Source organism: Gordonia rubripertincta, assembly GCF_038024875.1.
Lineage (GTDB): Bacteria > Actinomycetota > Actinomycetes > Mycobacteriales > Mycobacteriaceae > Gordonia > Gordonia rubripertincta.
Window position 1 is genome coordinate 2,723,326 of the sequence record NZ_CP136136.1, and the last position, 25,468, is coordinate 2,748,793.

Genomic DNA, 25,468 nt, shown 5'->3' on the forward strand with positions numbered 1-25,468 from the left:
CGATGGGCCTCACCGAACTCGACCCCACCGCTCGGCATCGAGAGGTCGCGGGCGGATTCGCCGACGCGATCGCCGGCGTCTCCGACTGGGACGCACCGACGCCGGTCGACGGCTGGGTCGCACGGGATGTCGTCGCCCACCTCGTCGACTGGTTCACCGGATTCCTCGACGCCGGCGGCGTGCGATTGCCGGGTGGACCCGACGTCGACGACGACCCCGCGGGGGCATGGTCGGCGCATGCGGCTGCGGTCCAGCAACTGCTCGACGGCCCGTCGGCGCAGGAGACGTTCACCCACCCGATGGCGGGGGAGCACCGCCTCGCCGACGCGGTCGACCGGTTCTACACCGCGGACGTGTTCATGCACTCCTGGGACCTCGCCCGGTCGCAGGGCGTCACCCCGGACCTCGACCCCGACTACGCCAGGATGCTCCTCGACGGGATGATGCCCATCGACGGACTCCTGCGGGACTCGGGACAGTACGGACCCGCGGTAGAGGTGCCCGCCGACGCCGACGCCGTCAGCCGCCTGATGGGCTTCGTCGGCCGCGACCCGGCCTGGTCGCCGGACGCTGCCTGAGCTCGACCGCACGCACGCACATCACAACTCGGAGTAGCGTGGATCACGTGCCAGAGGACAACTTCACCACCCATGGTTCTCAGTCGACCGAAACCCGCCACCCGTCACCCCGCACCCTGGGTGAACTGCGTGCCAGCGGCCACGTGCAGCGCAGCGTGCGCGACGAGATCCGCAACAACCTGCTGACCGCTCTCCGCGAGGGCCGCGACCCCTGGCCGGGGATCGTCGGCTTCGAGGCCACCGTCATCCCGCAGCTCGAACGCGCACTCATCGCCGGCCACGACGTCGTGATGCTCGGCGAGCGCGGCCAGGGCAAGACCCGCATCCTGCGTACCCTCGTCGGGCTCCTCGACGAGTGGACGCCGGTGATCGCCGGATCCGAGCTGGGCGAGCACCCGTACGAGCCGATCACCCCGGCGTCGATCCGCAAGGCCGCCAACCTGCTCGACGATCTGCCCATCGAGTGGCGTCACCGTTCGCAGCGGTACAGCGAGAAACTCGCCACCCCCGACACGTCGGTGGCCGACCTCGTCGGCGACATCGACCCCATGAAGGTGGCCGAGGGTCGCAGTCTGGGTGATCCGGAGACCATCCACTTCGGACTCATCCCGCGCGCACATCGCGGCATCGTCGCGATCAACGAGCTCCCGGATCTCGCCGAGCGCATCCAGGTGTCGATGCTCAACGTGATGGAGGAGCGCGACATCCAGGTCCGCGGCTACACGCTGCGGCTTCCGCTCGACGTGCTCGTGATGGCGAGCGCCAACCCGGAGGACTACACCAACCGCGGTCGCATCATCACCCCGCTGAAGGACCGCTTCGGCGCCGAGATCCGCACGCACTACCCGCTCGAACTCGACGACGAGGTCGCCGTCATCGAGCAGGAGGCCGACCTCACCGCGAGCGTCCCGACCTTCATCACCGAGATCCTGGCGCGCTTCACCCGCTACGCCCGCGACCATCCGTCCATCGACCAGCGTTCGGGTGTTTCCGCACGCTTCTCCATCGCGGCTGCGGAAACCGTTGCCGCCGCGGCACTTCACCGCGCAGCGGTCACCGGTGAGGAGCAGGCGGTCGCGCGCGTCGTCGATCTCGAGTCGGTGGTCGAGGTGCTGCGCGGCAAGATCGAGTTCGAGTCCGGCGAGGAGGGGCGCGAGCTGGAGATCCTCGAGCACCTCATGCGCAAGTCCGTCGCCGACACCGTGCGAGCCCATCTCGGCGGCATCGACATGGCCGCGCTCGTCGACGCGCTCGAGAACGGTGAACCGGTCGTGACCGGCGACCGTGTCCGGGCCGGCGACTTCCTGGGTTCGATTCCGTCCCCGGAGACCACCCGCACCGTGCTCGACGCGATCGCCGAGCGTCTCGACGCCGACATCGAGGGCGAGCGGGCGAGTGCCGTCGAACTGGCACTCGAGGGTCTGTTCCTGGCGCGTCGGATCGGCAAGGAAGCCGACGAGGCCGGCCAGACCATCTACGGCTGAGGGAGAACACATTGGCGCGCAAGAGCTTCCATCGTTCGCGCTACCAGCGGTACACCGGCGGTCCCGATCCGCTCGCCCCGCCGGTGGATCTGCGTGAGGCGCTGGAGACGATCGGCGACGACGTCATGGCCGGTGCGTCGCCGCAGCGTGCCCTCCGGGAGTTGCTGCGTCGTGGCACCCCGAACATGCGCGGTCTCGACAAGCTCCGGGAGCAGGTCAACCGGCGTCGGCAGGAACTGCTGAAGAAGCGCAACCTCGACGGCACGTTCGCCGAGATCCGCGAACTGCTCGACCGCGCCGTCCTCGAAGAGCGCAAGCAACTCGCCCGCGACCTCGACGACGACGCGCGTTTCGCGGAGATGCAGATCGGCAGCCTGCCGCCGTCGACCGCGCAGGCCGTCGAAGAGCTGTCGGAGTACAACTGGCGCAGCCCGCAAGCCCGGGAGGACTACGAGAAGATCAAGGACCTCCTCGGCCGCGAGCTGCTCGACCAGCGGTTCGCCGGCATGAAGGAGGCCCTCGAGGGCGCCACCGAGGCCGACCGGCAACGGGTCTCGGACATGCTCAAAGATCTCAACGAGCTGCTCGAGGCGCACAACCGCGGCGAGGACACCTCGGAGAAGTTCGACGAGTTCATGGACTCCCACGGGGATTTCTTCCCGGAGAACCCGCGCAACACCGAGGAACTCATCGACTCGCTGGCACAGCGCGCCGCGGCTGCTCAGCAGTTCTACAACTCGCTGACCCCGGAGCAGCAGGCCGAACTGGATCAGCTGGCGCAGCAGGCCTTCGGTTCGCCGGACCTGATGAGCCAACTCTCCCAGATGGATTCGCAGTTGCGCGCGGCGCGGCCCGGGCTCGACTGGGACAACGCGCAGTCGTTCTCGGGAGACCAGCCGATGGGACTGGGGGAGGGTGCTGCCGCACTGCGTGACATCTCCGAACTGGAACAGCTGTCCGAGCAGCTGTCCCAGCAGTACGCCGGTGCCCAGATGGACGACATCGACCTCGACGCGCTCGCCCGGCAGCTCGGTGACGAGGCGGCCGTCGATGCGCGGATGCTGGCCGAACTCGAGAAGGCGCTGTCGGAGGAGGGGTTCTTCGACCGAACCGCCGACGGCCAGCTCCGGTTGAGTCCCAAGGCGATGCGTCAGCTCGGCCAGTCGATCTTCCGGGACATCGCCGAGCAGTTGTCGGGCCGTCGCGGTGATCGTCAGACCCGGCGTACCGGTCTGCTCGGTGAACCCACCGGTGCCAGCCGCGAATGGGAGTTCGGCGACACCGACCCCTGGGACGTCACCCGGACGGTGTCGAATGCGGTGTTGCGTACCGTCTCCGAGACCACCGAACCGTCGCTCGCGACGTCGGAGATGGCGCGTTCAGGCGTGCGCATCGATGTGCGCGACGTCGAGGTGGCCGAGACGGAGAGCCGCACCCAGGCGGCGGTCGTTCTCCTCGTCGACACCTCGTTCTCCATGGAGATGGAGGGTCGGTGGACACCGATGAAGCGCACCGCGATCGCCTTGAACCACCTCATCTCCACCCGGTTCCGCAGCGACGAACTGCATCTCATCGCCTTCGGCCGCTACGCGCGGTCCATCGACATCGCCGAACTGACCGGGCTGCAACCGCGGATGGAGCAGGGCACCAACCTGCACCACGCTCTGCTGCTCGCGCAGCGACACCTGCGTCGCTTCCCGAACGCACAACCGGTGGTCCTGGTGGTCACCGACGGCGAACCCACCGCCCACCTGGACCCCAGCGGCGAACCGTTCTTCTTCTACCCGCCCCACCCGCAGACGATCGCCCTGACCGTGCGTGAACTCGACCACGTCGCCCGGCTCGGCGCGCAGGTCACGTTCTTCCGCCTCGGCGAGGACCCCGGCTTGGCCCACTTCATGGACCAGATCGCCCGCCGGATCGGTGGTCGCGTCGTCGCGCCCGACGTCGACGGTCTCGGTGCTGCGGTGGTCGGCGACTACCTGAAGTCGCGCAAGGGTCGTCGACGCGGCTGATCGTCGAGCATCGGCTCAGGCGGTGCGCGGCTTCCGTCCGGCGATGACCCACAGCACGATTCCGATCAGCAGGAGAACGGCGCCGAAGCCGCCGCCGAAGACCGCGAGCAGTACACCGCCGACGCCGCTGAAGATCCCGCCGAGGTCGATGGATGCGACGACCACGCGCCCGCTGCAGATGAAGGAGTACGTCCCGGATTCCTTCACCTCGAAGGACTCGAAGGACTTCACCTGGGTGCCGTCGTAGGTGAACTCGGTGGTCACCCCCGACGTGCGCTCCGGGGCCGCGGGCCCGGTGATCTCGCAGGAGGGCTCGCCGGCCGACGATTCGGGGGTGAAGAGCGCGAAAGTGTCACCGGCGTCGTAGTTCTGCTCGCCGGTCGGGTCGACGACGAAGGCCTGGTCCGCCTGATCGACCACCTGGCTGATCCCGCCGACGGCGAGGGCGACGCCGATCGCCAGCGAGGCCACGAGGATGACGATGCCGACGGCGGTGAGGATCTTTCCCCAGAGCCGCATCCCTGTGCGGTCCTTGCGCGGCGGGGGCGGTGGATAACCGCCGGGAGGCCCGTAGGGGCCGGGCTCGTACGGGTTGCCGGGGCCGTACCGGCCGGGATCGTAGGGCTGGCCCATGGGTCGCCTCCAGGTTCAGGGGTGAGTGAATTATGCCCCTCCGGCCGGCGCTCGGTGGGCTGATCGTCGGGGTCGGTTCAGGGTGGAAATCAGGGTGGTCCGCCCGCGGTGGGGCAACTAGGGTTTCCTGATGTGACCTCCTCCGGCGATCTACCCGTACCCGACGATCGGCGGGCGCGTCTGCGTGCTGCCGACGCCGACCGGGAACTGGTACACGAAATCCTGTCCGCCGCCATGGCCCACGGCAGCCTGTCGCTCGTCGAGTACGAGGAGCGTGCGGGAAAAGCGGTGATGGCCAAAACCTTCGGTGACCTCGACGAGTTGACCGACGACCTCCCGGTCGCACAGCTCGGCGTGGCGATGCCGGCGTCGTCGATGTCACCGGGCCCGCGGGTGACCGGCGGGAGCCCCGACGCCGCGGTGCGTCATCGGCTGGCGATCATGTCGGGCAGCGAGCTGTCGGGGACGGCGGTGGTCGCCGACGCCCTCACCGCGACGGCGATCATGGGCGGCGTCGAGATCGACCTGCGCGAGGTCGAGTTCACCGCACCGGTTCTCACCGTCGAATGTGTTGTGATCATGGGTGGCGTCGAGGTCAAGGTTCCCGAGGGCGTGACCGTCGAGGTGAGCGGACTGGGGATCATGGGCGGTTTCGGCGGCAAGTCGCAGAAGGCGTCGCGCCCGGGCGCACCTGTCGTGCGCGTGACCGGGTTCGCGCTGATGGGCGGCGTCGAGGTGAAGGTCCTGCCGCGCGAACATCCTGACGAGTGACGGAGCGCGGCAGGGCTCAGGCGAGCAGCAGGGCGATGACGGCGATCGCCGGGATCGAGGCGAGCGTGGTGATCAGCGCGGTGTCCCGGGCGATGATCTGTCCCCGCCGGTAGCGGGTGGCGTAGACGAGGACGTTCTGGGCCGTCGGCAGCGCGGCGATCACGACCTGGGCGAACAGGGCCTGACCGGTCTGACCGAATCCCCAGCGCGCGATCACGTACACCGTCAGCGGCATCGCGACCATCTTCAGCACCGCCGCGAGCGCGATGTCGCGACGCGGACTCTCGCCCTTCTTGAACACCTGGACGCCGGTGAGCGACATACCGAAGGCCAGCAGCGCCGCCGGCACCGACGCGTCGCCGAGCATCTTCAGCGGCGACATCACGGCCGCCGGCGGCATCAGCCCGAGCACCGACACGATCAGTCCGGCAATCCCGCCGACGACGATCGGGTTGGTCATCGGGGCGATCAGGGAATTGCGGACGAGGGAACGGCCGGCGGTGGGTTCGAGTGCGGTGAGGTCGAGGGTCACCAGGGCGATCGGCGACAAGATGAGGATCTGGAACATCAGCAGCGGTGCGATGAACGACGCGTCGTCGAGGACGAAGATCGCGATCGGCAGTCCGAGATTGACGCTGTTCACGTACGACGACGCGAGTGATCCGATGACCAGTTCCGGCACGGGTCGTCGTAGCCACAGCTTGGCGATGACGAGATAGATGCCGGCGATGAGAAACGCGCTGCCGCCGGCGATGACCAGAGTCGAGGAGAAGATCACCGACAGATCCGAGGTGACCAGCGAATGGAACAGCAGTGCCGGAGTGAAGACGAAGAACACCAGGCGGGACAGGACCTCATGCGCGTGGTCGCCGAGCACGTGTGTCCGGCCGAGTAGATAACCGACCCCGACTACTATGAAGATCACCGTGAAGCCGGAGATGACGCCAGACACCGCTCGAGTCTATTCATCAGGGTGAGAAACGGATTTATCGGATCGAACGAGGGGGTTGCGGGTGTCATATCCACCAGGGCAGGGATCAGGCCAGGGCCAGGACGACTGGGGGACGGTGCCGAGTTCCGGGTCCTCTGGACGACCGCAGTCCGGCGCATCGGGTCCGAACCTCGGCAAGGGCGATCAGGGGCAGAGCTCCCCGGACCAAGCGCCGACCGAGTTCGCTCAGACCTACCAACCGGGCCCTTCGTCGGATCCGCAGGGCCAGAATCCGTTCGGTCAGAACCCCTACGGACAGAATCCCTACGGGCAGAACCCATATGAGCAGAACCCGTACGGTCAGCCTCAGGGCCAGGACCCGTACAACCCGAATCAGTACGGCCAGCCGCCGGGTGCGAACTACGGCCAGTACGGCGATCCGTATCAAGCCGGTTCGGCGCCCGCGTACGGGTCGGCCGCCTACGGCGCCCAGAATCCTTACGGCGCTGCGCCTTATGGCGGTTATGGCTACGGCGCCCCGCAGACGTCCACCAACGGCAAGGCGATCGGCGCACTGATCTGCGGCATCGTCGCCCTGGTGATGCTCGCTGCCTGCTTCCCGCTGGCGTTGCCGCTCGGCATCGCAGGCGTGGTCCTCGGATTCATGGCTCGACGCGAGGTCGAGCAGTCGGCAGGAACCCAGACCGGCACGGGTATGGGACTGGCCGGGATCATCACCGGCGGGTTGGGAATCCTGGGTGCGATCGTGTGGATCGTGCTCTTCGTCATCCTGATCGCTGCCGGCAACTCGATGGACTCCGTCTACTACTACTGAACGAATTTCGGGCCGATCTGAGCCTGCGATCGTCGACTTCTGCCCAGTTCGAGGCGTTCTCTCACTACTCTGTGACCTGCGCAGCCAACGCGCCGCGCACGAACGATCCTCGCGCCGCGACGACGCACGGCTTGTGAAAGGCATCTGATGTCGAACCCGACCGGAGGCGGGGATCCACAGGATCCGTCCTCCACACCCCAGTCCCCGTCGGATCAGGTGTCGCCGGGTTCGGCGCCCGAACCGACCCAGTCTCCGTACGAGCCGACGCAGAAGGTGTCGCGGGCGGAACTCCTCGGCCAGCCCGACGAAGCCGGTTCGGAAGAGACCACCGAGCCGGTGCAGTCGACCCCGGGCACGGCCACACCTCTGACCTCCACGCCGGGCGCCGGTCCGGAGGGCACCGAGGTGGCGCCGTCGCACAGCCCGGCCGACGGTGTCACCCGCGTCATCAGCACAGCCGGCGCACCGGGCCAGACGCCTCCGGTTCCGCCCGCGTCTGCCGCTCCTCCTGAGTCTGCCGCTCCGCCCGGCCCTCCGCCGCCGCAGGCCCCGCCCGGTCCGGCGCCGTCGGGGTACGACTCGACGCGTGTCATCTCCACGCGGCCGCCGGGTGGCCCCCCGCAGCCGGGGTACGGCCCGCCGTCGGGATATGGGCAGCAGTATTACGCGCAGCCGGGTCCCGGACAGCCAGGGCCGCCGCCCGGGTACGGCGGGCCCGGACCCTCGGGCTATGGGCAACCAGGACCCGGGCCGCAGGGCCGGCCCGGGTACGGCCCGCCGCCGGGGCATCAGCCGTACGGGCAGCAGTCGCACGGCCAGTCGCCGGCGGGGGAGAAGCACGCCGGCGATGGTCCCTACGGTGAGAATCAGGCCGACGGGACCCCGAAGACCAACACTCTCGCGGTGGCTGCGCTGGTTGCCTCGCTGCTCGGTCTCGTGTGCATCGGCATCGGCGGCCTGATCGGGCTCGTACTGGGTGTCGTCGCACGCAAGCAGATCGCGGCGTCGGGCGGCAGGGAGACCGGCGACGGCCTCGCGCTGACCGCCATCATCATCGGCCTGTTCATCATCGTCATGTGGGTGGCGTATTGGCTGGTTGTACTGTTCACCGGCGTCGAAAGTCCCTGGTCATACTTCTGACGCGGACTCGCGAACCGTGGCGGTCGACCGCCATTTTGGAGCTGGGCGGTCTCGCCAGGTAGTCTGGTCGGGTTGTGTGCCGCGCCCGCGGGGGCCGATTGGCGCACTGACTCGGGTCGATCGGTGGCGCTCTGCGTTGCCAACGGCCACGCAGACCACAGTAGGAGAAGGGCTCAACCATGGCTGTACCGAAGCGCCGGATGTCGCGGGCGAACACCCGTAGCCGTCGTTCGCAGTGGAAGGCGGAAAACCCCGCACTGCAGGAAGAAAAGGTCAACGGCGTCCCCGTGCGGATTCCGCGTCGACTCGTGAAGGCCGCTCGCGCGGGCATCATCGATCTGGATCGTCGCTAGCCTTTTCCGGTTGCCGCCTCGGCACCGCGAATTTTCACATGGACGGCCGTCCCCGGTAACCGGGGGCGGCCATTCGTGTGTGGTCCGCGGGGCCCAGGGCGCCCGGGCCCTGAGAGGAGTGGAAGGTGCTTCTCGACATCCTGAACTTCGCGGGTGTCGCGGTGTTCGCGGCCTCGGGTGCGATGGTCGGTGTTCGCAAGGACTTCGACATGTGGGGCATCGTCACGGTCGGAGTGCTCACCGGTGTCGGTGGTGGTGTCCTTCGTGACGTGCTGCTCGGCATCAACCCGCCAACCTCGGTCGAGGACTACGGCAACGCGCTGACCGCCACGATCGCGAGCCTGCTCGTCTTCGCCTTCCACCCTGCGTTCACCAAACTCCGCAAGTCGATCCTCGTTCTCGACGCCTTCGGTATGGGCCTGTTCGCCGCGACCGGGGCGTCGATCGCGGTCGACGTCGGCGTGAGTTCTTTCGCCGCCACCGCCGTCGGGCTCATGACCGCCATCGGTGGAGGCGTGCTGCGTGACGTGATCTCCAACGAGATCCCGCTGCTCCTCCAGCCCGCCGACCTCTACGCGATCCCGGCACTGATCGGTGCCACGGTCGTCGCGGTCGGCTCGTACCACACCCCCGTGCCCCAGTGGGTCTGGCTGACCGTCGGATCGATCCTCGCCACCGGGCTGCGCCTGCTCGGCCTCAAGTTCGGCTGGCGCCTCCCGACCGCCCGGAACTGATCCGCCACAAACCCTCCCCTTTTCCGTAAACCCGCCCCGGGGTCGGAAGGCGGGTTTACGGAAAAGGGGAGGGTTTGTCGGCGGCGGCGACGCCGGCCGTGCGGAGAGCCTTCTTCAACAGTTCGTGGAAGCGGGCCTTGTCGGCCAGGTCCTGCCACGTCCACCGCACGACCGTGTACCCCTGTGCACGCAAACGGTCCTCGCGGATCTTCTCCTCGACGACGGTCTGCCATGCCGGCTTCTCACCGAAGGTGCCGTTGTACTTGACCATGCCGTCGAACTCGCCGACCATCTTGTCCGCCAGTAGGAAGTCGACGCGGGCGATCAACTTGCGGTCGTCGTCGAAGATCTCGACCTGCTGCCGTGGCACGGGGAGATCGGGTAGCTCCAGCATGACTGCACGACTGAGGGATTCGCCGACGCTCTCGGACAGTGTGTTCGCGTGCGGCAGCATCCGCCGCAACATCTCGACGCCCTTGAACCCCCGACACGAGTCCAGGATCGCCTGCATCCGTTCGAGGTCGGCGTCGCGTCGCAGTGCTGCGTCGAGGACGACGAGCTCCTGGCGACTGGTTCCGAGTCTCGCGACATCACACGCAGTGCGTTCGACGGTGGTCACGGTGACGCCCTCGACGACCTCGATGTCCTGTGGCGCTGGAACGGCCTGGTGCTTGATGATGTTGGTTGCCCGTTTCCCGACCTTCGGTGACGTGACGTGTATCTGCGAAAGGTCCGGCCAGAGCATCGGCAACCTGTGCATCGCGGCCGCGGAGACGTGACTGAAGAGACGTCCGGGGCGTCCGGCTCTCGATGCGGCAACGACGGTCAGCCGGTGCTTCTCGACGGCGTCGAGATCGCTCACCGCAGTGGAGTCGGCCATGGCACCGGGCCAGAGTCGGTACAGGGCCTTGGCGTCGACCATGTCCTGCAGCCGTTCGTCACTGATGTGGGTCCCGGCGACTTCCCGGCGCAGGATCAGGCCGTGCCGATCGGTGGGTAGGTCCATACGGATAAGACGCACGAGCGCCCGGTCCGGACCCACTCTCCGACAAAACCACCCATTTTCCGTAAACGCGCCCGGCTCGCGACGGTTGGGTTTACGGAAAAAGGGTGGGCTTGGGGAAGCGGGCTACTGCGCGATGAACTTGTTGACGGTCCGGTTCAGGAAGTTCGGGATGAACTTCGCGGCGTTGCCGAGAAAGAGGGTCTGCGCGCCGACGGAGTAGCTGGTGCGGTGCAGCAGCTTGTCCTGGCGGGTGGGGTGCACCGACTCCCAGACCTTGTCGGCGACCTGCTCGGGGGTGATACGGATGCCCAGGGTCTTGGTGGACTTGGAGCCGCCGGTGGCCAGGGCGGTCTTGGCCCACAGCGGCCAGATGCTGACGGCGCGGATGTCGTCGTGCTCCCACTCGAGTTCCAGGGCCTCGGTGAATCCGCAGACGAAGAACTTGGTGGCCGAGTAGACGGCGATGCCCGGCTGGCCGTAGATCGCCGACGCCGATGCGATGTTCACCAGGTGCGCACCCGGGGTCTTCTTCAGGTACGGGTAGGCGGCCTGCGCGCCGAGGGCGACGCCGAGTGCGTCGATGTCGATCTGGCGCTTGATCTGCTCGGGCGTGATGGCGTCGATCTTGCCCTCGTGCAGGATTCCGGCGTTGTTGTCGAGGACGTCGAGCGTGCCACCGGTGTGCGAGGTGAACTCGGCGAGAGCGTCGGCCCACTGTTCCGGTTCGCGGACGTCGAGGGTGCCGGTGATCCAGTCGGGGTGGTCGGCCTTCACCTTCGCGAGGGCGTCGACATCGACGTCGTAGACGCCGACCGTCCAGCCCTCGCGGTCGAATCGCTCGGCGGTGGCGAGGCCGATCCCGGCCGCTCCGCCGGTGATGAAGATGGATGACATGCGAACCCCCATGGTTGATCGGTGACGGCATCGACGGCGCTGACCTGCGACAACCGTTTCAGGCGCCGAACTTACTCGTCAGTATATTCATCGATTCGTTTACTGGGTCACACCGCGGTGCTATCTTGACAACACACATTGTCATTACATCGATCATTGTCATGGTCGACGATCGGAAGGCGAGTTCGCATGACTGCCGCGATGGAACGAACCGAGAACGTCATCAGCATGCGTGACCAGGGCACCGAGGAGGTTTCCGCACGTCTCCTGGCGTCGGCTGCCCGTCTGTCCCGGAATGCGATGACCGAGATCGACTGGTCCCAGCCGATGGACCCGACGAAGTACGGGTGCAGCCCCGAGTGGTCGTCGCTCTACGGAACCGACTATTGGGACGAACTGACCGAGGAGCAGCGGATCTCGGTCACCCGCCACGAGTTCGCCTCGATCATGAACATCGGGATCTGGTTCGAGATGATCCTGCAGGAGATGGTCATCCGCGATCAGTACCTCGGCGACTACCACGGCTCCGAGTTCCAGTTCGCACTCACCGAGGTCGCCGACGAATGCCGGCACTCGCTGATGTTCGCCAAGGCGTCGGAGAAGATGGTCGGTACCTCCTACCGGCCGTCGAAGAAGGTCGCCCGCCTCGGCAAGATCTTCATGCAGACCGCGAAGAACGAGGTCTCCTACGCCGGAATCCTTGTCGCCGAAGAAGTCCTGGACGTCTTCCAGCGCGGCTGCATGCGCGACGACCGGGTGCTCGACTTCATCCGCACGGTCAACGAGATCCACGTCCTCGAGGAATCGCGCCACATGAAGTTCGCGCGTGAAGAGGTGCGGGACTCGCTGGAGGGCGTGAGCTGGGCACGACGCCAGTTCAGTGCTCTGGCGGTCTCCATCGGCGCGTACTACATCGTCACGAGTCTGGTTCAGCGCAAGGCCTTTGCCGACGCCGGCCTCGACGCCGACCGTGCCGTCCGCGAGATGCGCTCGAACTCGCACTTCCACTCGATGATCCGCTCGAGCTGCGTCCACCTCATGGAGTTCCTCGACGAGGTCGGCCTGCTCACCAAGCCCGCCATGCGGTACTACCGGAAAGCGCACATGCTCTGATGTTCGTCATCACCCAATCATGTTGCAGCGACGCGGCATGCGTGTCCGTGTGCCCGGTGAACTGCATCCACCCCACACCTGAGGAGCGCGGCTTCGGCAGCTCCGACATCCTGCACATCGATCCGGAGGCCTGCATCGACTGCGGCGCCTGCGCCGATGCGTGCCCTGTCGACGCGATCTATCCCGCGGACAAGCTCGGCACGCGCGACAAGGTGTTCATCGACATCAACGCCGACTACTACAAGCGCAACCCCGACGTCCGGTCCGGATGGGTCGCACCGACCGACGACGAGTCGGCGGGCGTCACGTACCCGGACATCCCGAAACTGCCTGCCGGCCTACGGGTTGCGCTGGTCGGGACCGGGCCGTCGGGCGGATACGCGCTGCGGACCCTGCTCGACCGCACCGAGGCGACCGTCACCGTCATCGACAAGCTGCCGACGCCGGGCGGACTGGTCCGCGCCGGTGTGGCACCTGATCATCCCGGCACCAAGGGAGTGCTCCGCGGCTTTGACCTGCTCTACCGCGACCCCCGCGTCACCATGATGACCAACGTGTCGGTCGGCGACGGGCCGGACGAGATCACCCCGGCCGAACTGGCCGATCATTTCGACGCCGTGTTCTATGCCGTGGGAGCCAGTGAGTCACGGCGCCTGGGTATTCCGGGAGAGGGTCTGCCGGGTTCGACGTCGGCGACCGACCTGGTGGCCTGGTACAACGGCGTGCCCGGTGTCGACGAGGGGCCGCCGCTGGGTCGGGGAACCGCCGACGATCCGGCGACGGGCCGCGCGGTCGTCGTCGGCACGGGCAACGTCGCGCTCGACGTCGCACGCATTCTCGTGTCGCCGCCGGACTTGTTGGCCACCACCGACATCGCCGATCGAGCGCTCGAGATCCTGCGCGAACAGAACGTCCACGAAGTGGTTCTGCTGGGTCGTCGTGACCAGGCCGCAGCTGCCTACACGGCAGCGGAATACCGTGCGCTGTCGGAGATCCCGGGTGTCGAGGTCGAGGTGTTCGACGGGGCCGACGGGCAGGTGCCGTCGCTGAATGCACCCGCCGACCCGTCGCGGCGTCGAATCGTGTTCCTGTTCCACAGCACGCCGGAAGAAATCGTCGGCGATCCGCAGGTGCAGGCGGTCACCGTCCGAACCGGCGAGGGCCGGCACCACGTCGCCGCCGACCTCGTCGTGCGCTCCATCGGATACCGCTCGACCCCGATCCCGGGTCTGGCGTTCGACGACGACCGCGGCATCTTCCGGAACGTCGACGGCCGGCTCGTCGACGAGTCGGGCGAGATCGTTCCCGGCGGTTACGTGCTGGGCTGGGCCAAGCGCGGACCCAGCGGCGGGATCGGCGCGAACAAGAAGTGCGCTATCGAAACGGTTGAGGACTTCATCGCCGACGCCGCGTCGGGTCGCCTGCAGCGCACCCAGCACGCCACGGGTGAGTTCACCACCCTGGTGCGCAAACGGGTTCGGACCGTCATCGGCTACCGCGGTATGCGCGCCATCGACCGGCATGAACGCCGACGCGGCGTCGAGCAGGGCCGTCCGCGAGTAAAGTTCACGCAGGTCGCCGAGATGGTCGGTGCCGCAGGGCGGCGGAGGAGCTAGACGCGATGACGCAGGGGGAACCAACCCAGAAGTGGCGGGAGCGTTCGCTGTTCGCCGTGTTCGTGACCGCGCTGGTCACCCAGAACGCCATCGCGATCCCGTATGTGCGGCGCAACGGGCCGGAGTCGGTGAAAGACTTCTTCATCGGCGACATCATGAAGACCACTCCGGGTCGCTTCGCGATGGTCGATCTTCTCTTCGTCGTGATCGCCTTCCATCTGTGGGCGTTCGGCGAGGCCAGGCGCCTGCGGATCATGCCGTGGTGGTTCGCGTCGGTGATCCTCACGTTCGGTGTCGGAATCGCAACGGCGATCCCGTTCTTCTTCCTCGCCCGCGAACGCGCGCTGAGGCGGTGAACCCGTCTCGGGGGCCGCTCTCCGCGTCCCGGATTCGCCGTGAGAACCAGACAACGCTGCCGTAACACCGGGGCAAGTCGCATTTCACGCGGCACGCGGATAGTGGCGGCATGTCGAGTACTCCGCACTTCCTGCAGGGTGTCTTCCCGTTCACCGGATCGGGCCTGACCAAGTCCGGGCCCATCGACCCGGCGCTGACGTTCGTGGTGCCGCCGGGAATGACGGCCCAGCCGTTGTACTTCCGTGGTGGCAACAGCTCCGACGAGCTGATCTGCGTGACGCTGATGCGTGACGGGACACCGATGCGGATGTTCCCGATGGGGGCGCGGGCATCGGTCAACGTGCCGTTGCGGGTGGTCGAGGACGTCGACCCCGACGCGACGCTCGAACTCGTGATCGCGGCCCCCGAGGGCACGAGCGGCGAGATCGTGGTCGACTTCGGGATGGTCGTCTTCTGATGGCGGACCCCTCGGATCGGCAACGACGACGTCTGGTGGTCGTCGGAAACGGTATGGCCGGTGCGCGCACGGTCGAGGAGATTCTTGCCCGTGGTGGCGGCGACCAGTTCGACGTCACGATGATCGGCGACGAACCGTACGGCAACTACAACCGCATCATGCTCAGCCATGTCCTGGCCGGCGAGGCGACGGTCGATGACGACGATCTGATGCTGAACCCGATGGCCTGGTACCGAGAGCACGGCGTCACCCTCTACGCCGGCGACCGCGCCGAATCCATCGACAGGTTCGCCAGAACGGTGACGTGCGCGTCGGGCCGGACCATCGACTTCGACGTCCTGATCATCGCCACCGGCTCCCACACGTTCTTCCCGAACATGGATGGCCTCCGCGAACCCGACGGCAAGCTCGCCCGGGGTGTGTTCGGCTTCCGGACCATCGAGGACACCAACGGCATGCTGCAGATGGCGACCTCGCGCGACCACATGCGCGCCGTCGTGATCGGCGGTGGCCTGCTCGGTCTCGAGGCCGCGTACGGCCTGCAGACGCAGGGGGTGGCCGTCGACGTCGTGCACTCGCCCGGGCACCTGATGAACCAGCAGCTCGACGAGCGCGGTGGTCGGGTGTTGCGCAACAAGATCGAGTCTCTGGGCGTGGGTGTCCACACCGGCAAACGCACGACGTCGGTGTTGCGCAACGACGACGGGGCGGTCGCGGGAGTCGGTTTCACCGACGCGGATTCGCTGCCCGCCGACATGATCGTGGTGACCGCCGGAATCCGGCCGAATGTCGAGATCGCGCGCGGGGCGGGACTCGTCGTCGAACGCGGGATCGTCGTCGACGATCAGATGCGTTGCGAGGACGAGGCATTCATCTATGCCGTGGGGGAGTGCGCCCAGCATCGCAGTGAGGTGTACGGACTCGTCGCCCCGCTGTGGGAGCAGGCGGTGGTCCTCGCCGATGTGCTGACCGGCGCCGATCCCCGGGCCGAGTACCACGGTTCGCGGTTGACCACGAAGCTCAAGGTCGCGGGTGTCGACGTCGCGGCGATGGGTGTCAAGGGACCGGAGCGGGATGACGACGAGTTCGTCCAGTTCTACGAGCCGCGCAGCGGTGTCTACAAGAGCGTGGTGGTGCGCGACAACAAGCTGATCGGCGCGATGCTGCTCGGCGACATCTCGAAGGCCAACTTCCTCACCCAGGCCTTCGACGAGAAGGTGCCGCTGCCGGACGAGCGCATCTCGATGCTGTTCGACATGGGGACGCCGAGTGTGGAGACGGGTGCCGCCGAACTCGCGGACGACGTCCAGGTCTGCAACTGCAACGGGGTCACCAAGGGTGACATCACGAGTTGCGTGGCGTCGGGCTGTACCAGTGTCGGCGAGGTGTGCGCGAAGACCCGGGCGGGCAAGGGATGCGGATCGTGCAAGGGTCTTGTTGCCGACATCGTCGAGTTCGCGGCCGGCGATGCCTTGACGGCCGACGCCTCGGCGGACTGGTATGTCCCCGCGATCCCGCTCACCAAACCCGAACTCATCGATGCGATCCGGCGGCAGAACCTGCGGTCGGTCAGCGAGGTTTTCGAGAAGCTGGCTCCGGAGGGGGAGGACGCGACCGCGAAGATGCCGCTGTCCTCGTTGCTGCGGATCATCTGGGGATCGGACTGGAAGCGTGAGCCGGGCGCGTTGTTCGTCAACGACCGTGTGCACGCGAACATCCAGCGCGACGGCACGTTCTCCGTTGTGCCGCAGATGAAGGGCGGGGTGACCTCCCCCGAGCAGTTGCGCAAGATCGCCGACGTTGCGGAGAAGTACTCGATTCCCATGATCAAGGCGACCGGCGGTCAGCGACTCGACCTCCTCGGCGTCAAGAAGGAAGACCTCCCGAAGGTGTGGGAGGACCTCGGCATGCCGTCGGGGTACGCCTACGGGAAGTCCTTTCGGACCGTGAAGACCTGCGTCGGAACCGATTACTGCCGTTTCGGTCTCGGTGATTCGACGCAGCTCGGCATCGACATCGAGACCCGCTATCAGGGTCTGGAGTCGCCGGGGAAGCTCAAACTGGCCGTGACCGGTTGCCCACGCAACTGTGCCGAGGCGCTGTGCAAGGATTTCGGCGTGGTCGCGATCGGCGACGGCAAGTGGGAGATCTACGTCGGCGGTGCCGCCGGGGCCCACGTCCGCAAGGGCGACCTGCTCGCGACCGTCGACTCGCCCGACGAGGTGATCCGGTTGTGCGGCATCTTCATCCAGTACTACCGCGAGCAGGGCAAGTGGCTCGAGCGGACGTATGCGTTCGTCCCGCGCATCGGCATCGAAGAGTTGCGCGCGATCATTGTCGACGACCGTGACGGCTTGGTGGCGGGGCTGCAGGAGCGCATCGACGAGGCGGTCGCCGCGTACGTCGACCCCTGGCTCGATCGGGCCGAACCCAAGTCGCCTGCTCAGTTCACCCCTGCTCTACCCCTGTTGCCGCTCCCTCAGGTGCCGGTCCGATGACCAGCATCGCCGAACCGGGTGTGGTCGTGGGGTCGGTGAGCGACCTCGAGTTCGGGGAGAGTCGGGCATATGCGGTGCACGGCAGACAGATCGCGGTGTTCCGCATGACCGACGGCACACTGCGCGCCACCGAAGCGGTGTGCCCGCATCGGGGAGGGCCGTTGGCCGATGGTCAGTTCGACGCAGCCAAGATCGTCTGTCCGTTGCACCAGTACGCCTTCACGTTCGCTGATGGTGGGTGTACGTCGGAGGGGATCGGCTCGATTGCCGTGTACCGCGTCGAAGAGCGCGACGGGGGAATCGTCGTCTGGGTTTGAGCCGCTCGCTCGAAGTCCGCCGGTTGGCGACTGCCGCAAACCCCGCTTGCCGGCGGAGTCGTCGACGACTACTCAATTTCGTCTGCCCAGTGCGGGGTTTGCGACACCGTCGACGGCTCTGCCGGATCAGCGAGGTGCTCACGCCGCCGGATGAGTGTCAGAATCGACTCCTCGACCTGTTCCCACTGGTAGACCACCTGGTTGTAGGTGAGTCGGACAACGAGGTAACCGAGCTCGACGGCCTTACGGTCGCGTTCGCGATCGCGTTCGAACTGCGCCCGGTTGGCGTGGTACTCCATGCCGTCGACTTCGATGATCAGGCGCTTACCCACGAGGAAGTCGACCCGGCCGACACCGTCGATGGTCACCTGTGACGACACCTTGATGTTGCGGGCGCGGAGTCGGATGCGGACCATGGTCTCCGTGCCGGATTCGGCCCACTCGCACTTGTCCAGAAGGTTTCGGATCTCGCGAGGGCAGTCTGCCAGCGCGGTGATCACCTCAGCGCGATTCATCAGGCGCCGATCGAGAATCGAATCCAGTACGACCACAACGCCCTCGTGATCCAGGCATCGAACGGCGTGCTGCAGCGCGGTGACGACATCATCCACTGCGCTTGTCGCTGCGGGCGGGCGTCCGTAACGTCGGCAGAAGCCCGACGAGCGACGGTGTGAATCCTCTGTTCCGCGAACATGAGTCGCGGTGTCCATCGGTGGTATCCACACCTTGTGCAGCTTGAGCGCCGCCACGCAGCTCAGCACTCCACCGGCCTTGATCGCGGCGACGACTGTCGGGTTCGCGGTGACCGTGGCATACCAGCCCCGACGAAGCTGTCGTAGAACCTCTGCGTTCACCAATCGTCGAAGCTCATTCCGTGTCATTCCAGCCCGCTGGAGGGCCGACCACGACATCACCCCGTACTCGGCACGGAGGGCAGAGGAGAGATCCATACAGGGAGCATGCCAGCGCGACGGCGTGTCAACGATGATGAACGTCCGCTTGTGGACAGATCAGCGGCGGTGGAGCGCAGGTTTGACACGAAGGCAACGACACAAACCCCGCACACGGTGCCCACCCCCGGCACATGCCACGTGGCACTGAACCCGTGTGGGGTTTGCGTCAGTACACGTCCCGCACGTACCGCTTGTCGGCGGCCAGGGCCTTGACGTAGGCCTCGGCACTCGCGGGGGAGCGGCGACCATGCTGCGCAACAATCCCTTTCAATGTCGCGTCGACGTCCTTGGCCATCCGGGACGCGTCACCGCAGACGTAGACGTGGGCGCCGTCGTGCAGCCACCGATAGAGCTCTTCGCCGTGTTCGACCATGCGGTCCTGAACGTAGATCTTGCGGTCCTGGTCGCGGGAGAAGGCGACGTCGAGGCGAGTCAGCAGGCCGTCGCCGAGCATCGTCGTCAGCTCGTCACGATAGTAGAAGTCGGTGGCCGAGTACTGTTCGCCGAAGAACAACCAGTTCTTGCCGTTGTGGCCCAACGCCTCCCGCTCGCGGAGGAAGCCGCGGAACGGGGCGATGCCGGTGCCGGGCCCGATCATGATCATCGGGGTGTCGGGATCGGCGGGCGGGCGGAAGTGCGTGGTCGAGGTGACGAAGACCCCGACCTCGGTGTCCTCGGCGTGGTCGGCGAGGAAGGTCGAGCACACGCCGCCGCGCTGGATGCCGCATCGGTTGTAGCGCACCGCATTCACGGTCAGCTGCACCTCGCCGGGGCTTTCCAGCGGACTCGACGAGATCGAATATGACCGCGGGGCCAGCGGTTTGAGGACTGCGAGCCATTCGTCGACGTCGGCGTGGATCGGGCGCTCGGCGAGGACATCCACCGACTGTCGTCCCCAGGACCAGTCGTTGAACTCCGACTTGTTGCCCGCAGTGGCCAGGGCTTTCAGGTCGTCGGAACCCGAACGCTCACCGACGAATCGGACGAGGTCGGGTGTGACCCGCGCGAACTCGAGCCGTTCGCGTAGCGCCTGGTACAGCGGCATGTCGTCGCCACCGACCGTCACCGTGTGTCCGCCGTCGAGTCCGGTCCGGTCGAGGAACTCCTCGACGAGGGACGGATTGTTCAACGGCCACACGCCGAGTGCATCGCCGGCCTGGTAGGTCAGGGTGTCCGCCGGCAGCCGGAACCCGAAGTTGCGCACATCCTTCTGCGAGCCCTCGGCGTTCAGCTTCACGTTCCGAACCAGCGAGGTGGCCAGCGGCTTCTTGCGGGAGTAGGCAGGCGCGGTCCGTACCGACGGGGCGGCCGCGGAGTCCGCGGGCTCGCTGACCACGGTGACCCGATCGTCGGTCACGCCGGAGACCGGTGCACGGTTGCCGGTGCTGATCGCGCGGATCACGTCGTTGAGCCAGCTCCCGGCCGTCTCCTCGAAGTCGGGTTCGCAATCGACCCGGTCGACGATCCGACGACCGCCGAGCTCGCCGATCCGTTCGTCGAGGTTGCGTCCGTGGCCGCAGAAGTCGTCATAGTTCGAGTCGCCGAGGGCGAGCACCGCATAGTCGACCTCGGAAAGGTCCGGTGCCTCAGCACCGTTCAGCGCATCCCAGAACGCTGTGCCGTTGTCCGGCGGATCGCCGTCGCCGGTGGTGGACGTGACGAAGAGTGCGGTACCCCGTAGTTCGCCGACCTCGACCTCGTCCATCGACTTCGCGTCGGCCCGGAGACCGTTCGCCTTCATGCGCTCAGCGGTCTCGGCGGCCAGCTCCTCCGCGTTGCCCATCTGCGACGCCCACAGCACGGTGATCGTGCTGGTCGAATCATCCGAATCCGGTGACGGCGCAGGCGGCGTCGCGGCGCCGGCGCGCGAGTACATCCCGGCCAGCAGGCCGGACGCCCACAGTCGGACCTCCGCGCGCAGCGGCGCGTCGGCCGGGACCGAGGGAACACCCGGTGGAGTTCCGGAAATGCCGGCGGTCGAGACACCCGTGGCCAACCCGGCCAGATACAGCTGCTCCGCCGGTGACAGCTCCGGAACGGGGACCCCCGAAACGCCGAGTGCATCAGCCAACTCGGACGAACCGGTGACCGGTGGCACCGCCGACGGTGACCCCGCGACCTTGGTCAGCGTCACGGCGCACACCTTGAGTTCCGGCTGCTGCGACAGGGGATCCACGGCATCTGAGGTGACCGCGTTGATGGAGAGGTGTTCGCCGAAGGCGTCGTTCCAATGGAACGGCACGAAGCAGTTCCCGGGGCGCACCCGGTCGGAGATCCTGGCGGGCAACACCGCTCGTCCGCGACGCGACGCCACCTCGACCTTGTCCTTCGCTCCGATGTCCAGGCGTGCGGCATCCTCCGGATGGAGTTCGACGAACGGTTCGGGGTTCAGCTTGTTCAGCTTGGCGACCCGGCCGGTCTTGGTCATCGTGTGCCACTGATGCGGCAGCCGACCGGTGTTGAGCAGGAACGGATAGTCGGCGTCCGGTAGCTCCTCGGCGTCGAGGTGGGGCCGTGCGAAGAACTGGGCGCGGCGCGTGGGTGTGGCGAATGCCAGCCGAGGCACCGTCCCGTCGTCGAGACGATGCAGGGTCTGACTCCGGCCGTCGTTCAGGTACCGGATCGGATTGCGCGCACCGTCGGCGAGAAGGTCGGCTCCGTCGGACGACGGCGGGCACGGCCATTGCATCGGAGTCCGGCGCAAACCGTCGTAGGTGACGCCCCGCAGGTCGTAGCCGGTGTTCGGATTGGCGAACTGTTTGATCTCGTCGAAGACCTCCTCGGCACTCGAGTAGGAGAACGCGTCGGCGTACCCCATCTCCGACGCGATGCGCGCGATGATTTCCCAGTCCGGGATCGCCTGCCCGGGTGCGGCGAGAGCAGGCTCGAACAGGGTGAGGTTCCGCTCCGAATTCACCATGATCCCGGTCGATTCCGACCACAGCGTCGCCGGCAGCACGACGTCGGCGTACTGGTTGGTCTCCGTCTCGGCGAAGGCGTCCTGGGTGATCACGAGATCGGCTCGTTCCAGACCTTCGATCACGGTCTTCCGGTTGCCAACCGAGGCAACGGGATTGGTGCAGATGATCCAGCAGGCCTTGATGTCGCCGTCGGCCATCCTGCGGAACATGTCGATGGTGCCGCCACCGACGTCCGTGCGCAGCGTGCCGGACGGGATGCCCCACGCGGTCTCCCCGAACGTGCGGTCCGCCTCGGACAGCACCGACCGCTGGCCCGGCAATCCCGGCCCCATATAACCCATCTCGCGGCCACCCATCGCGTTCGGCTGCCCGGTCAGGGAGAACGGTCCGCTGCCGAGGCGGCAGATGGCGCCCGTCGCGAGGTGCAGGTTGACCAGAGCGTTGGTGTTCCAGGTGCCGTGCGTCGACTGGTTGAGACCCATTGTCCAGCAACTCATCCAGTTGCTCGCTTCGCCGATCATCGTGGCCGCGGTGCGCAGGTCGTCGGCGGCGATGCCGGTGATGGATTCGACGACCTCCGGCGGATACTGCGCCGCGAACTCGGGCATCTGCTCGAAACCGTCGGTGAACGACGCGATGAACTCGTCGTCGGTGTGACCGCCGGAGATCAGCAGGTGCAGTAGGCCGTTCAGGAAGGCGAGGTCGGTACCGGACTCGATCTGCAGGAACAGGTCGGCCTTGTCGGCGGTCGCGGTGCGCCGCGGGTCGACGACGATCAGCTTGGCGCCCGCCTTGACCCGGTCCATCATCCGCAGGAAGAGGATGGGGTGACAGTCGGCCATGTTCGATCCGATGACCAGGAAGACGTCGGCGTGGTCGAAGTCCTGATACGACCCGGGCGGACCGTCGGAGCCCAGCGACAGCTTGTATCCCGTGCCGGCGCTGGCCATGCACAGGCGCGAGTTCGACTCGATCTGGTTGGTGCCGATGAAACCCTTGGCCAGTTTGTTGGACAGGTACTGCGCCTCGAGCGACATCTGGCCGGAGACGTACAGCGCCACGGCGTCGGGACCGTGTTCGTCGACGATGGCGCGCAACCGTTGCGCGGTGTCGGTGATGACGGTGTCGAGGTCGCCGCGACGTGGCCGGCCGCCCCGGTCGTCGCGGACGAGGGGTGCGTCGAGCCGGCCGCCGGAGGCGAGCATGTCGGCGGTGGTCGACCCCTTGGTGCACAACCGACCGAAGTTCGTCGGATGGTCGGCGCGGCCGACGGTCTTGGTGAGTCCGCCGGACTCGTCGAGCCGCATCTCCATTCCGCAGCCGACGCCGCAGTAGGCGCACAGCGACATCACCGACCGCGACATGGCCGAGGGGGACATGACGGGGTGCGTGGTGGGGGAGGCGGTCACGTTCTCCAGCGTCGAAGTCGGATGTTTCGCAACCCGAAGGCCGGCGTTACGCGGCTATCAACTTGATCTCACAGCCAATCGGCCAAGGTGTGAAGGCGAAGGAAACGGCAGGTCGCTCGCAATTCCGGGACCGGATCGTCGGAGTTGCGGCGTTGCTCAGGCGGATCTCAGCCGAGGTGGATAAGACTGTATGCCATGCGCATCCTCGTGGTAGACGACGACCGGGCGGTCCGGGAGTCGTTGCGACGGTCGCTCACCTTCAACGGATACAACGTCGAGACCGCGGGCGACGGCATCGAGGCACTCGAGAAGATCCTCGCCGATCGTCCGGACGTCGTCATCCTCGACGTCATGATGCCGCGCCTCGACGGCCTCGAGGTGTGCCGCCGACTCCGTTCCGCCGGTGACGACCTGCCGATCCTGGTACTCACGGCCCGCGACTCCGTTTCCGAGCGCGTCTCGGGACTCGACGCCGGCGCCGACGACTACCTCCCCAAGCCGTTCGCCCTCGAAGAGCTGCTCGCACGGTTGCGGGCGCTGCTGCGGCGGGCCGCGCCCGACGACGACGCCGACTCGGAGACGCTCACCTTCGCCGACCTCTCCCTTGATCCGGTGACGCGCGACGTCACCCGCGGCGAGCGGCCGATCAGCCTCACCCGCACCGAGTTCGCGCTGCTCGAGATGCTGATGGCCAATCCGCGCCGCGTGCTGTCCCGCAGCCGCATCCTCGAGGAGGTGTGGGGATACGACTTCCCGACCTCGGGCAACGCCCTCGAGGTGTACGTCGGTTACCTGCGCCGTAAGACCGAGGCCGACGGGGAGTCGCGACTCATCCACACCGTGCGCGGCGTCGGATACGTGCTCCGGGAGACCCCGCCCTAGTGGCGTCGTTCTCGCGGTTGCGCGAGCAGCTCACGCGCGTACTCGCCGGTGGCTCCGGAGCATCCGAAGCGTCCGGGGAGAAGGAGATGCGGGCGCCGATGCCGTTGACGCGGGCAGTGTCCCTGCGTTCGCGGGTCACCATCCTGTCGGCGACCGTTGTGCTCGTGTCGGTCAGTCTGATGGCCGCGGCCGCCTACTTCGTGGTGTACCGGGCGATGTACAACGAGGTCGACCAGCAGCTGGAGAGCCGTGCCGACGGCATGGCCGCCCTCGCGCGTGCCGGAGTGCTCCGCAGCCAGCCAGAGCAGCTGGTCGCGGGAACCGTGTTCTCCACCAACATCTCGGTGGCATTGGTGACGCCGAGCGGTCAGACCTACCTCATCGGGCAGGTCCCGTTCGAGGACCCCGAACGCGAGATCGTCCGCGCGCCATCGGTTCCCGGGACCAATCCGCAGAGTCTGCGCACCACGCGCAACCAGCGCGTGCTGACGCGCAAACTCGACGACGGCAACACCCTCGTCCTGGCTCAGAGTCTCATCCAGACCGACCGCGTGCTCAAACGCCTGGCCTGGGTCCTGCTCGTGGTCGGTTGCGGCGGAGTGGCTTTGGCGGCACTGGCCGGCACGACGGTCGGACGGGCGGGACTGAGACCGGTGGCCCGGCTCAACCGGGCCGTCGAACGGGTCGCGCGAACGAATGACCTGACCCCCATCCCGGTGACCGGGAACGACGAATTGGCCAAACTCACCGCGAGTTTCAACGCGATGCTCCGGGCACTCGCCGAATCCAGGGACCGGCAGGCACGTCTCGTCGCCGATGCCGGGCACGAACTGCGAACTCCGTTGACCTCCTTGCGTACCAACCTCGAACTCCTGATCGCGGCGAGCAGGCCGGGGGCACCGGCCGTTCCGGAACAGGACATGGTCGACCTGCGTGCCGACGTGATGGCCCAGATCGAGGAATTGTCGACGCTGGTGGGCGATCTCGTCGACCTGGCCCGAGAGGACGCGCCCGAGGTGGTCTACGAGGAGGTCGACCTCGCCGAGATCGTCGAGCAGGCCCTCGAGCGCGTCCGACGCCGTCGCAACGACGTCGAATTCGAACTCGACGTCGCGCCCTGGTACATCTTCGGCGAGCAGCACGGACTGTCCCGCGCGGTACTGAATGTGCTGGACAACGCGGCGAAGTGGAGCCCGCCGGGCACCTCGGTGGCCGTCGCGCTGACACAGACGGGGATGTCCACCGCGCAGCTGACCGTCGCCGACTCCGGTCCCGGAATCCCCGAGGAGGACCGCGGTCTCGTCTTCGAACGCTTCTATCGTTCGACACAGTCGCGGTCGATGCCGGGTTCCGGTCTCGGACTGGCGATCGTGCGGCAGGTCGTCGAGCGTCACGGCGGCACGGTCGTCGCCGACACCTCGCCGCGCGGCGGTGCACTCATCCGGATGACTTTGCCGGGCCGGGCAACTCCTGCGGAACCATCTCCGCAAGTGATTCGTCAATAAGGATGAAGCGCCGTGCATCGGCGGGTCACGACGGCCGTCGTCCACATCGCCGACAACTGTGTGGTC

Annotated in this window: 22 protein-coding genes; 16 read left to right on the forward strand and 6 right to left on the reverse strand. The window is 67.0% G+C overall.

Annotated features, from left to right (window positions below):
* The first annotated feature begins 2 nt into the window (after positions 1-2).
* The 3 genes from RVF83_RS12360 to RVF83_RS12370 are packed head-to-tail and all read left to right on the forward strand — an operon-like array spanning position 3 to position 4,077.
* Entirely contained in the window at positions 3-578 is a 576-nt protein-coding gene (locus RVF83_RS12360; protein WP_005201219.1) for a TIGR03086 family metal-binding protein, read from the forward strand.
* Between the two features lie 38 nt (positions 579-616).
* Complete coding sequence (locus tag RVF83_RS12365; RefSeq protein ID WP_039881269.1) at positions 617-2,062, forward strand: sigma 54-interacting transcriptional regulator; 1,446 nt, start codon at positions 617-619, stop codon at positions 2,060-2,062.
* A gap of 11 nt (positions 2,063-2,073) precedes the next feature.
* A complete protein-coding gene (locus RVF83_RS12370) occupies positions 2,074-4,077 on the forward strand; it encodes a vWA domain-containing protein (protein ID WP_005201227.1) in 2,004 nt (667 codons plus the stop codon).
* 15 nt (positions 4,078-4,092) lie between these two features.
* Here the strand turns inward: RVF83_RS12370 and RVF83_RS12375 are convergent, their stop codons facing one another.
* Positions 4,093-4,710 carry a hypothetical protein gene (locus RVF83_RS12375; protein WP_005201228.1) on the reverse strand — a complete coding sequence of 206 codons (618 nt, stop codon included), beginning with the start codon at positions 4,708-4,710 and terminating at the stop codon, positions 4,093-4,095.
* A 132-nt stretch (positions 4,711-4,842) separates the two neighbouring features.
* Between RVF83_RS12375 and RVF83_RS12380 the strand changes: the two genes are divergently transcribed.
* Positions 4,843-5,481, forward strand: coding sequence for a DUF1707 SHOCT-like domain-containing protein (locus RVF83_RS12380; protein WP_039881270.1), 639 nt, complete (start codon positions 4,843-4,845; stop codon positions 5,479-5,481).
* A 16-nt stretch (positions 5,482-5,497) separates the two neighbouring features.
* On the opposite strand, the gene RVF83_RS12385 is transcribed toward RVF83_RS12380, so the two are convergent.
* Positions 5,498-6,433, reverse strand: a complete 936-nt coding sequence (locus tag RVF83_RS12385; RefSeq protein ID WP_005201232.1) for an AEC family transporter — start codon at positions 6,431-6,433, stop codon at positions 5,498-5,500.
* A gap of 61 nt (positions 6,434-6,494) precedes the next feature.
* Between RVF83_RS12385 and RVF83_RS12390 the strand changes: the two genes are divergently transcribed.
* The 4 genes from RVF83_RS12390 (at position 6,495) to RVF83_RS12405 (ending at position 9,474) form a co-directional block, all read left to right on the forward strand.
* Positions 6,495-7,247: a DUF4190 domain-containing protein gene (locus tag RVF83_RS12390; protein WP_168432638.1), complete on the forward strand. Its 753-nt coding sequence runs from the start codon at positions 6,495-6,497 to the stop codon at positions 7,245-7,247.
* A gap of 147 nt (positions 7,248-7,394) precedes the next feature.
* Positions 7,395-8,387 (forward strand): DUF4190 domain-containing protein, encoded by a 993-nt coding sequence (locus tag RVF83_RS12395; protein WP_005193864.1) that lies wholly within the window; start codon positions 7,395-7,397, stop codon positions 8,385-8,387.
* 179 nt (positions 8,388-8,566) lie between these two features.
* Positions 8,567-8,740 (forward strand): 50S ribosomal protein L32, encoded by a 174-nt coding sequence (gene rpmF / locus RVF83_RS12400; RefSeq protein WP_005193867.1) that lies wholly within the window; start codon positions 8,567-8,569, stop codon positions 8,738-8,740.
* A 125-nt stretch (positions 8,741-8,865) separates the two neighbouring features.
* Positions 8,866-9,474, forward strand: a complete 609-nt coding sequence (locus RVF83_RS12405; protein ID WP_005193868.1) for a trimeric intracellular cation channel family protein — start codon at positions 8,866-8,868, stop codon at positions 9,472-9,474.
* Between the two features lie 55 nt (positions 9,475-9,529).
* Here RVF83_RS12405 and RVF83_RS12410 read toward each other — a convergent pair whose 3' ends face one another.
* Entirely contained in the window at positions 9,530-10,480 is a 951-nt protein-coding gene (locus RVF83_RS12410) for a hypothetical protein (RefSeq protein WP_039879793.1), read from the reverse strand.
* Positions 10,481-10,603: 123 nt separating this feature from the next.
* Positions 10,604-11,374 (reverse strand): SDR family oxidoreductase, encoded by a 771-nt coding sequence (locus RVF83_RS12415; protein ID WP_005193876.1) that lies wholly within the window; start codon positions 11,372-11,374, stop codon positions 10,604-10,606.
* A 189-nt stretch (positions 11,375-11,563) separates the two neighbouring features.
* Here RVF83_RS12415 and RVF83_RS12420 point away from each other — a divergent pair, with 189 nt between their 5' ends.
* The 6 genes from RVF83_RS12420 to RVF83_RS12445 all read left to right on the forward strand — a co-directional run bounded on the left by RVF83_RS12420 (position 11,564) and on the right by RVF83_RS12445 (position 17,732).
* On the forward strand, positions 11,564-12,487 hold the full coding sequence (locus RVF83_RS12420; RefSeq protein ID WP_005193878.1) for an AurF N-oxygenase family protein: 924 nt from the start codon (positions 11,564-11,566) through the stop codon (positions 12,485-12,487).
* Positions 12,487-14,103, forward strand: coding sequence for an FAD-dependent oxidoreductase (locus RVF83_RS12425; protein WP_005193881.1), 1,617 nt, complete (start codon positions 12,487-12,489; stop codon positions 14,101-14,103). The genes RVF83_RS12420 and RVF83_RS12425 overlap by 1 nt, the downstream gene beginning before the upstream one ends.
* A gap of 5 nt (positions 14,104-14,108) precedes the next feature.
* The gene (locus RVF83_RS12430; protein ID WP_005193884.1) at positions 14,109-14,459 is read left to right on the forward strand and encodes a DUF2834 domain-containing protein; all 351 of its coding nucleotides are present in this window, start codon (positions 14,109-14,111) and stop codon (positions 14,457-14,459) included.
* Between the two features lie 110 nt (positions 14,460-14,569).
* Positions 14,570-14,917 (forward strand): hypothetical protein, encoded by a 348-nt coding sequence (locus RVF83_RS12435; RefSeq protein WP_005193893.1) that lies wholly within the window; start codon positions 14,570-14,572, stop codon positions 14,915-14,917.
* The gene (gene nirB / locus RVF83_RS12440; RefSeq protein ID WP_005193895.1) at positions 14,917-17,415 is read left to right on the forward strand and encodes a nitrite reductase large subunit NirB; all 2,499 of its coding nucleotides are present in this window, start codon (positions 14,917-14,919) and stop codon (positions 17,413-17,415) included. Before RVF83_RS12435 ends, nirB begins: the two co-directional genes overlap by 1 nt.
* Complete coding sequence (locus RVF83_RS12445; protein ID WP_005193897.1) at positions 17,412-17,732, forward strand: Rieske (2Fe-2S) protein; 321 nt, start codon at positions 17,412-17,414, stop codon at positions 17,730-17,732. The genes nirB and RVF83_RS12445 overlap by 4 nt, the downstream gene beginning before the upstream one ends.
* Before the next feature lie 68 nt (positions 17,733-17,800).
* Here RVF83_RS12445 and RVF83_RS12450 read toward each other — a convergent pair whose 3' ends face one another.
* Positions 17,801-18,586 carry an endonuclease domain-containing protein gene (locus tag RVF83_RS12450; protein WP_005193899.1) on the reverse strand — a complete coding sequence of 262 codons (786 nt, stop codon included), beginning with the start codon at positions 18,584-18,586 and terminating at the stop codon, positions 17,801-17,803.
* A 265-nt stretch (positions 18,587-18,851) separates the two neighbouring features.
* The gene (locus RVF83_RS12455; protein ID WP_039879807.1) at positions 18,852-22,955 is read right to left on the reverse strand and encodes a bifunctional nitrate reductase/sulfite reductase flavoprotein subunit alpha; all 4,104 of its coding nucleotides are present in this window, start codon (positions 22,953-22,955) and stop codon (positions 18,852-18,854) included.
* A 255-nt stretch (positions 22,956-23,210) separates the two neighbouring features.
* On the opposite strand from RVF83_RS12455, the gene RVF83_RS12460 reads away from it, so the two are divergent.
* The gene (locus tag RVF83_RS12460; RefSeq protein ID WP_005193903.1) at positions 23,211-23,897 is read left to right on the forward strand and encodes a response regulator transcription factor; all 687 of its coding nucleotides are present in this window, start codon (positions 23,211-23,213) and stop codon (positions 23,895-23,897) included.
* The gene (locus RVF83_RS12465) at positions 23,897-25,402 is read left to right on the forward strand and encodes a sensor histidine kinase (protein ID WP_005193912.1); all 1,506 of its coding nucleotides are present in this window, start codon (positions 23,897-23,899) and stop codon (positions 25,400-25,402) included. The genes RVF83_RS12460 and RVF83_RS12465 overlap by 1 nt, the downstream gene beginning before the upstream one ends.
* The last annotated feature ends 66 nt before the right edge of the window (positions 25,403-25,468 follow it).

What these genes read in the sequence shown, in the direction of transcription:
- RVF83_RS12360 (WP_005201219.1), top strand. Translation starts at nt 3, where the DNA reads ATGGGCCTCACCGAACTCGACCCCACCGCTCGGCATCGAGAGGTCGCG.
- RVF83_RS12375 (WP_005201228.1), bottom strand. Translation starts at nt 4,710, where the DNA reads ATGGGCCAGCCCTACGATCCCGGCCGGTACGGCCCCGGCAACCCGTAC.
- RVF83_RS12395 (WP_005193864.1), top strand. Translation starts at nt 7,395, where the DNA reads ATGTCGAACCCGACCGGAGGCGGGGATCCACAGGATCCGTCCTCCACA.
- rpmF (WP_005193867.1), top strand. Translation starts at nt 8,567, where the DNA reads ATGGCTGTACCGAAGCGCCGGATGTCGCGGGCGAACACCCGTAGCCGT.
- RVF83_RS12410 (WP_039879793.1), bottom strand. Translation starts at nt 10,480, where the DNA reads ATGGACCTACCCACCGATCGGCACGGCCTGATCCTGCGCCGGGAAGTC.
- RVF83_RS12415 (WP_005193876.1), bottom strand. Translation starts at nt 11,374, where the DNA reads ATGTCATCCATCTTCATCACCGGCGGAGCGGCCGGGATCGGCCTCGCC.
- RVF83_RS12420 (WP_005193878.1), top strand. Translation starts at nt 11,564, where the DNA reads ATGACTGCCGCGATGGAACGAACCGAGAACGTCATCAGCATGCGTGAC.
- RVF83_RS12425 (WP_005193881.1), top strand. Translation starts at nt 12,487, where the DNA reads ATGTTCGTCATCACCCAATCATGTTGCAGCGACGCGGCATGCGTGTCC.
- RVF83_RS12430 (WP_005193884.1), top strand. Translation starts at nt 14,109, where the DNA reads ATGACGCAGGGGGAACCAACCCAGAAGTGGCGGGAGCGTTCGCTGTTC.
- RVF83_RS12435 (WP_005193893.1), top strand. Translation starts at nt 14,570, where the DNA reads ATGTCGAGTACTCCGCACTTCCTGCAGGGTGTCTTCCCGTTCACCGGA.
- nirB (WP_005193895.1), top strand. Translation starts at nt 14,917, where the DNA reads ATGGCGGACCCCTCGGATCGGCAACGACGACGTCTGGTGGTCGTCGGA.
- RVF83_RS12445 (WP_005193897.1), top strand. Translation starts at nt 17,412, where the DNA reads ATGACCAGCATCGCCGAACCGGGTGTGGTCGTGGGGTCGGTGAGCGAC.
- RVF83_RS12455 (WP_039879807.1), bottom strand. Translation starts at nt 22,955, where the DNA reads ATGTCGCTGTGCGCCTACTGCGGCGTCGGCTGCGGAATGGAGATGCGG.
- RVF83_RS12460 (WP_005193903.1), top strand. Translation starts at nt 23,211, where the DNA reads ATGCGCATCCTCGTGGTAGACGACGACCGGGCGGTCCGGGAGTCGTTG.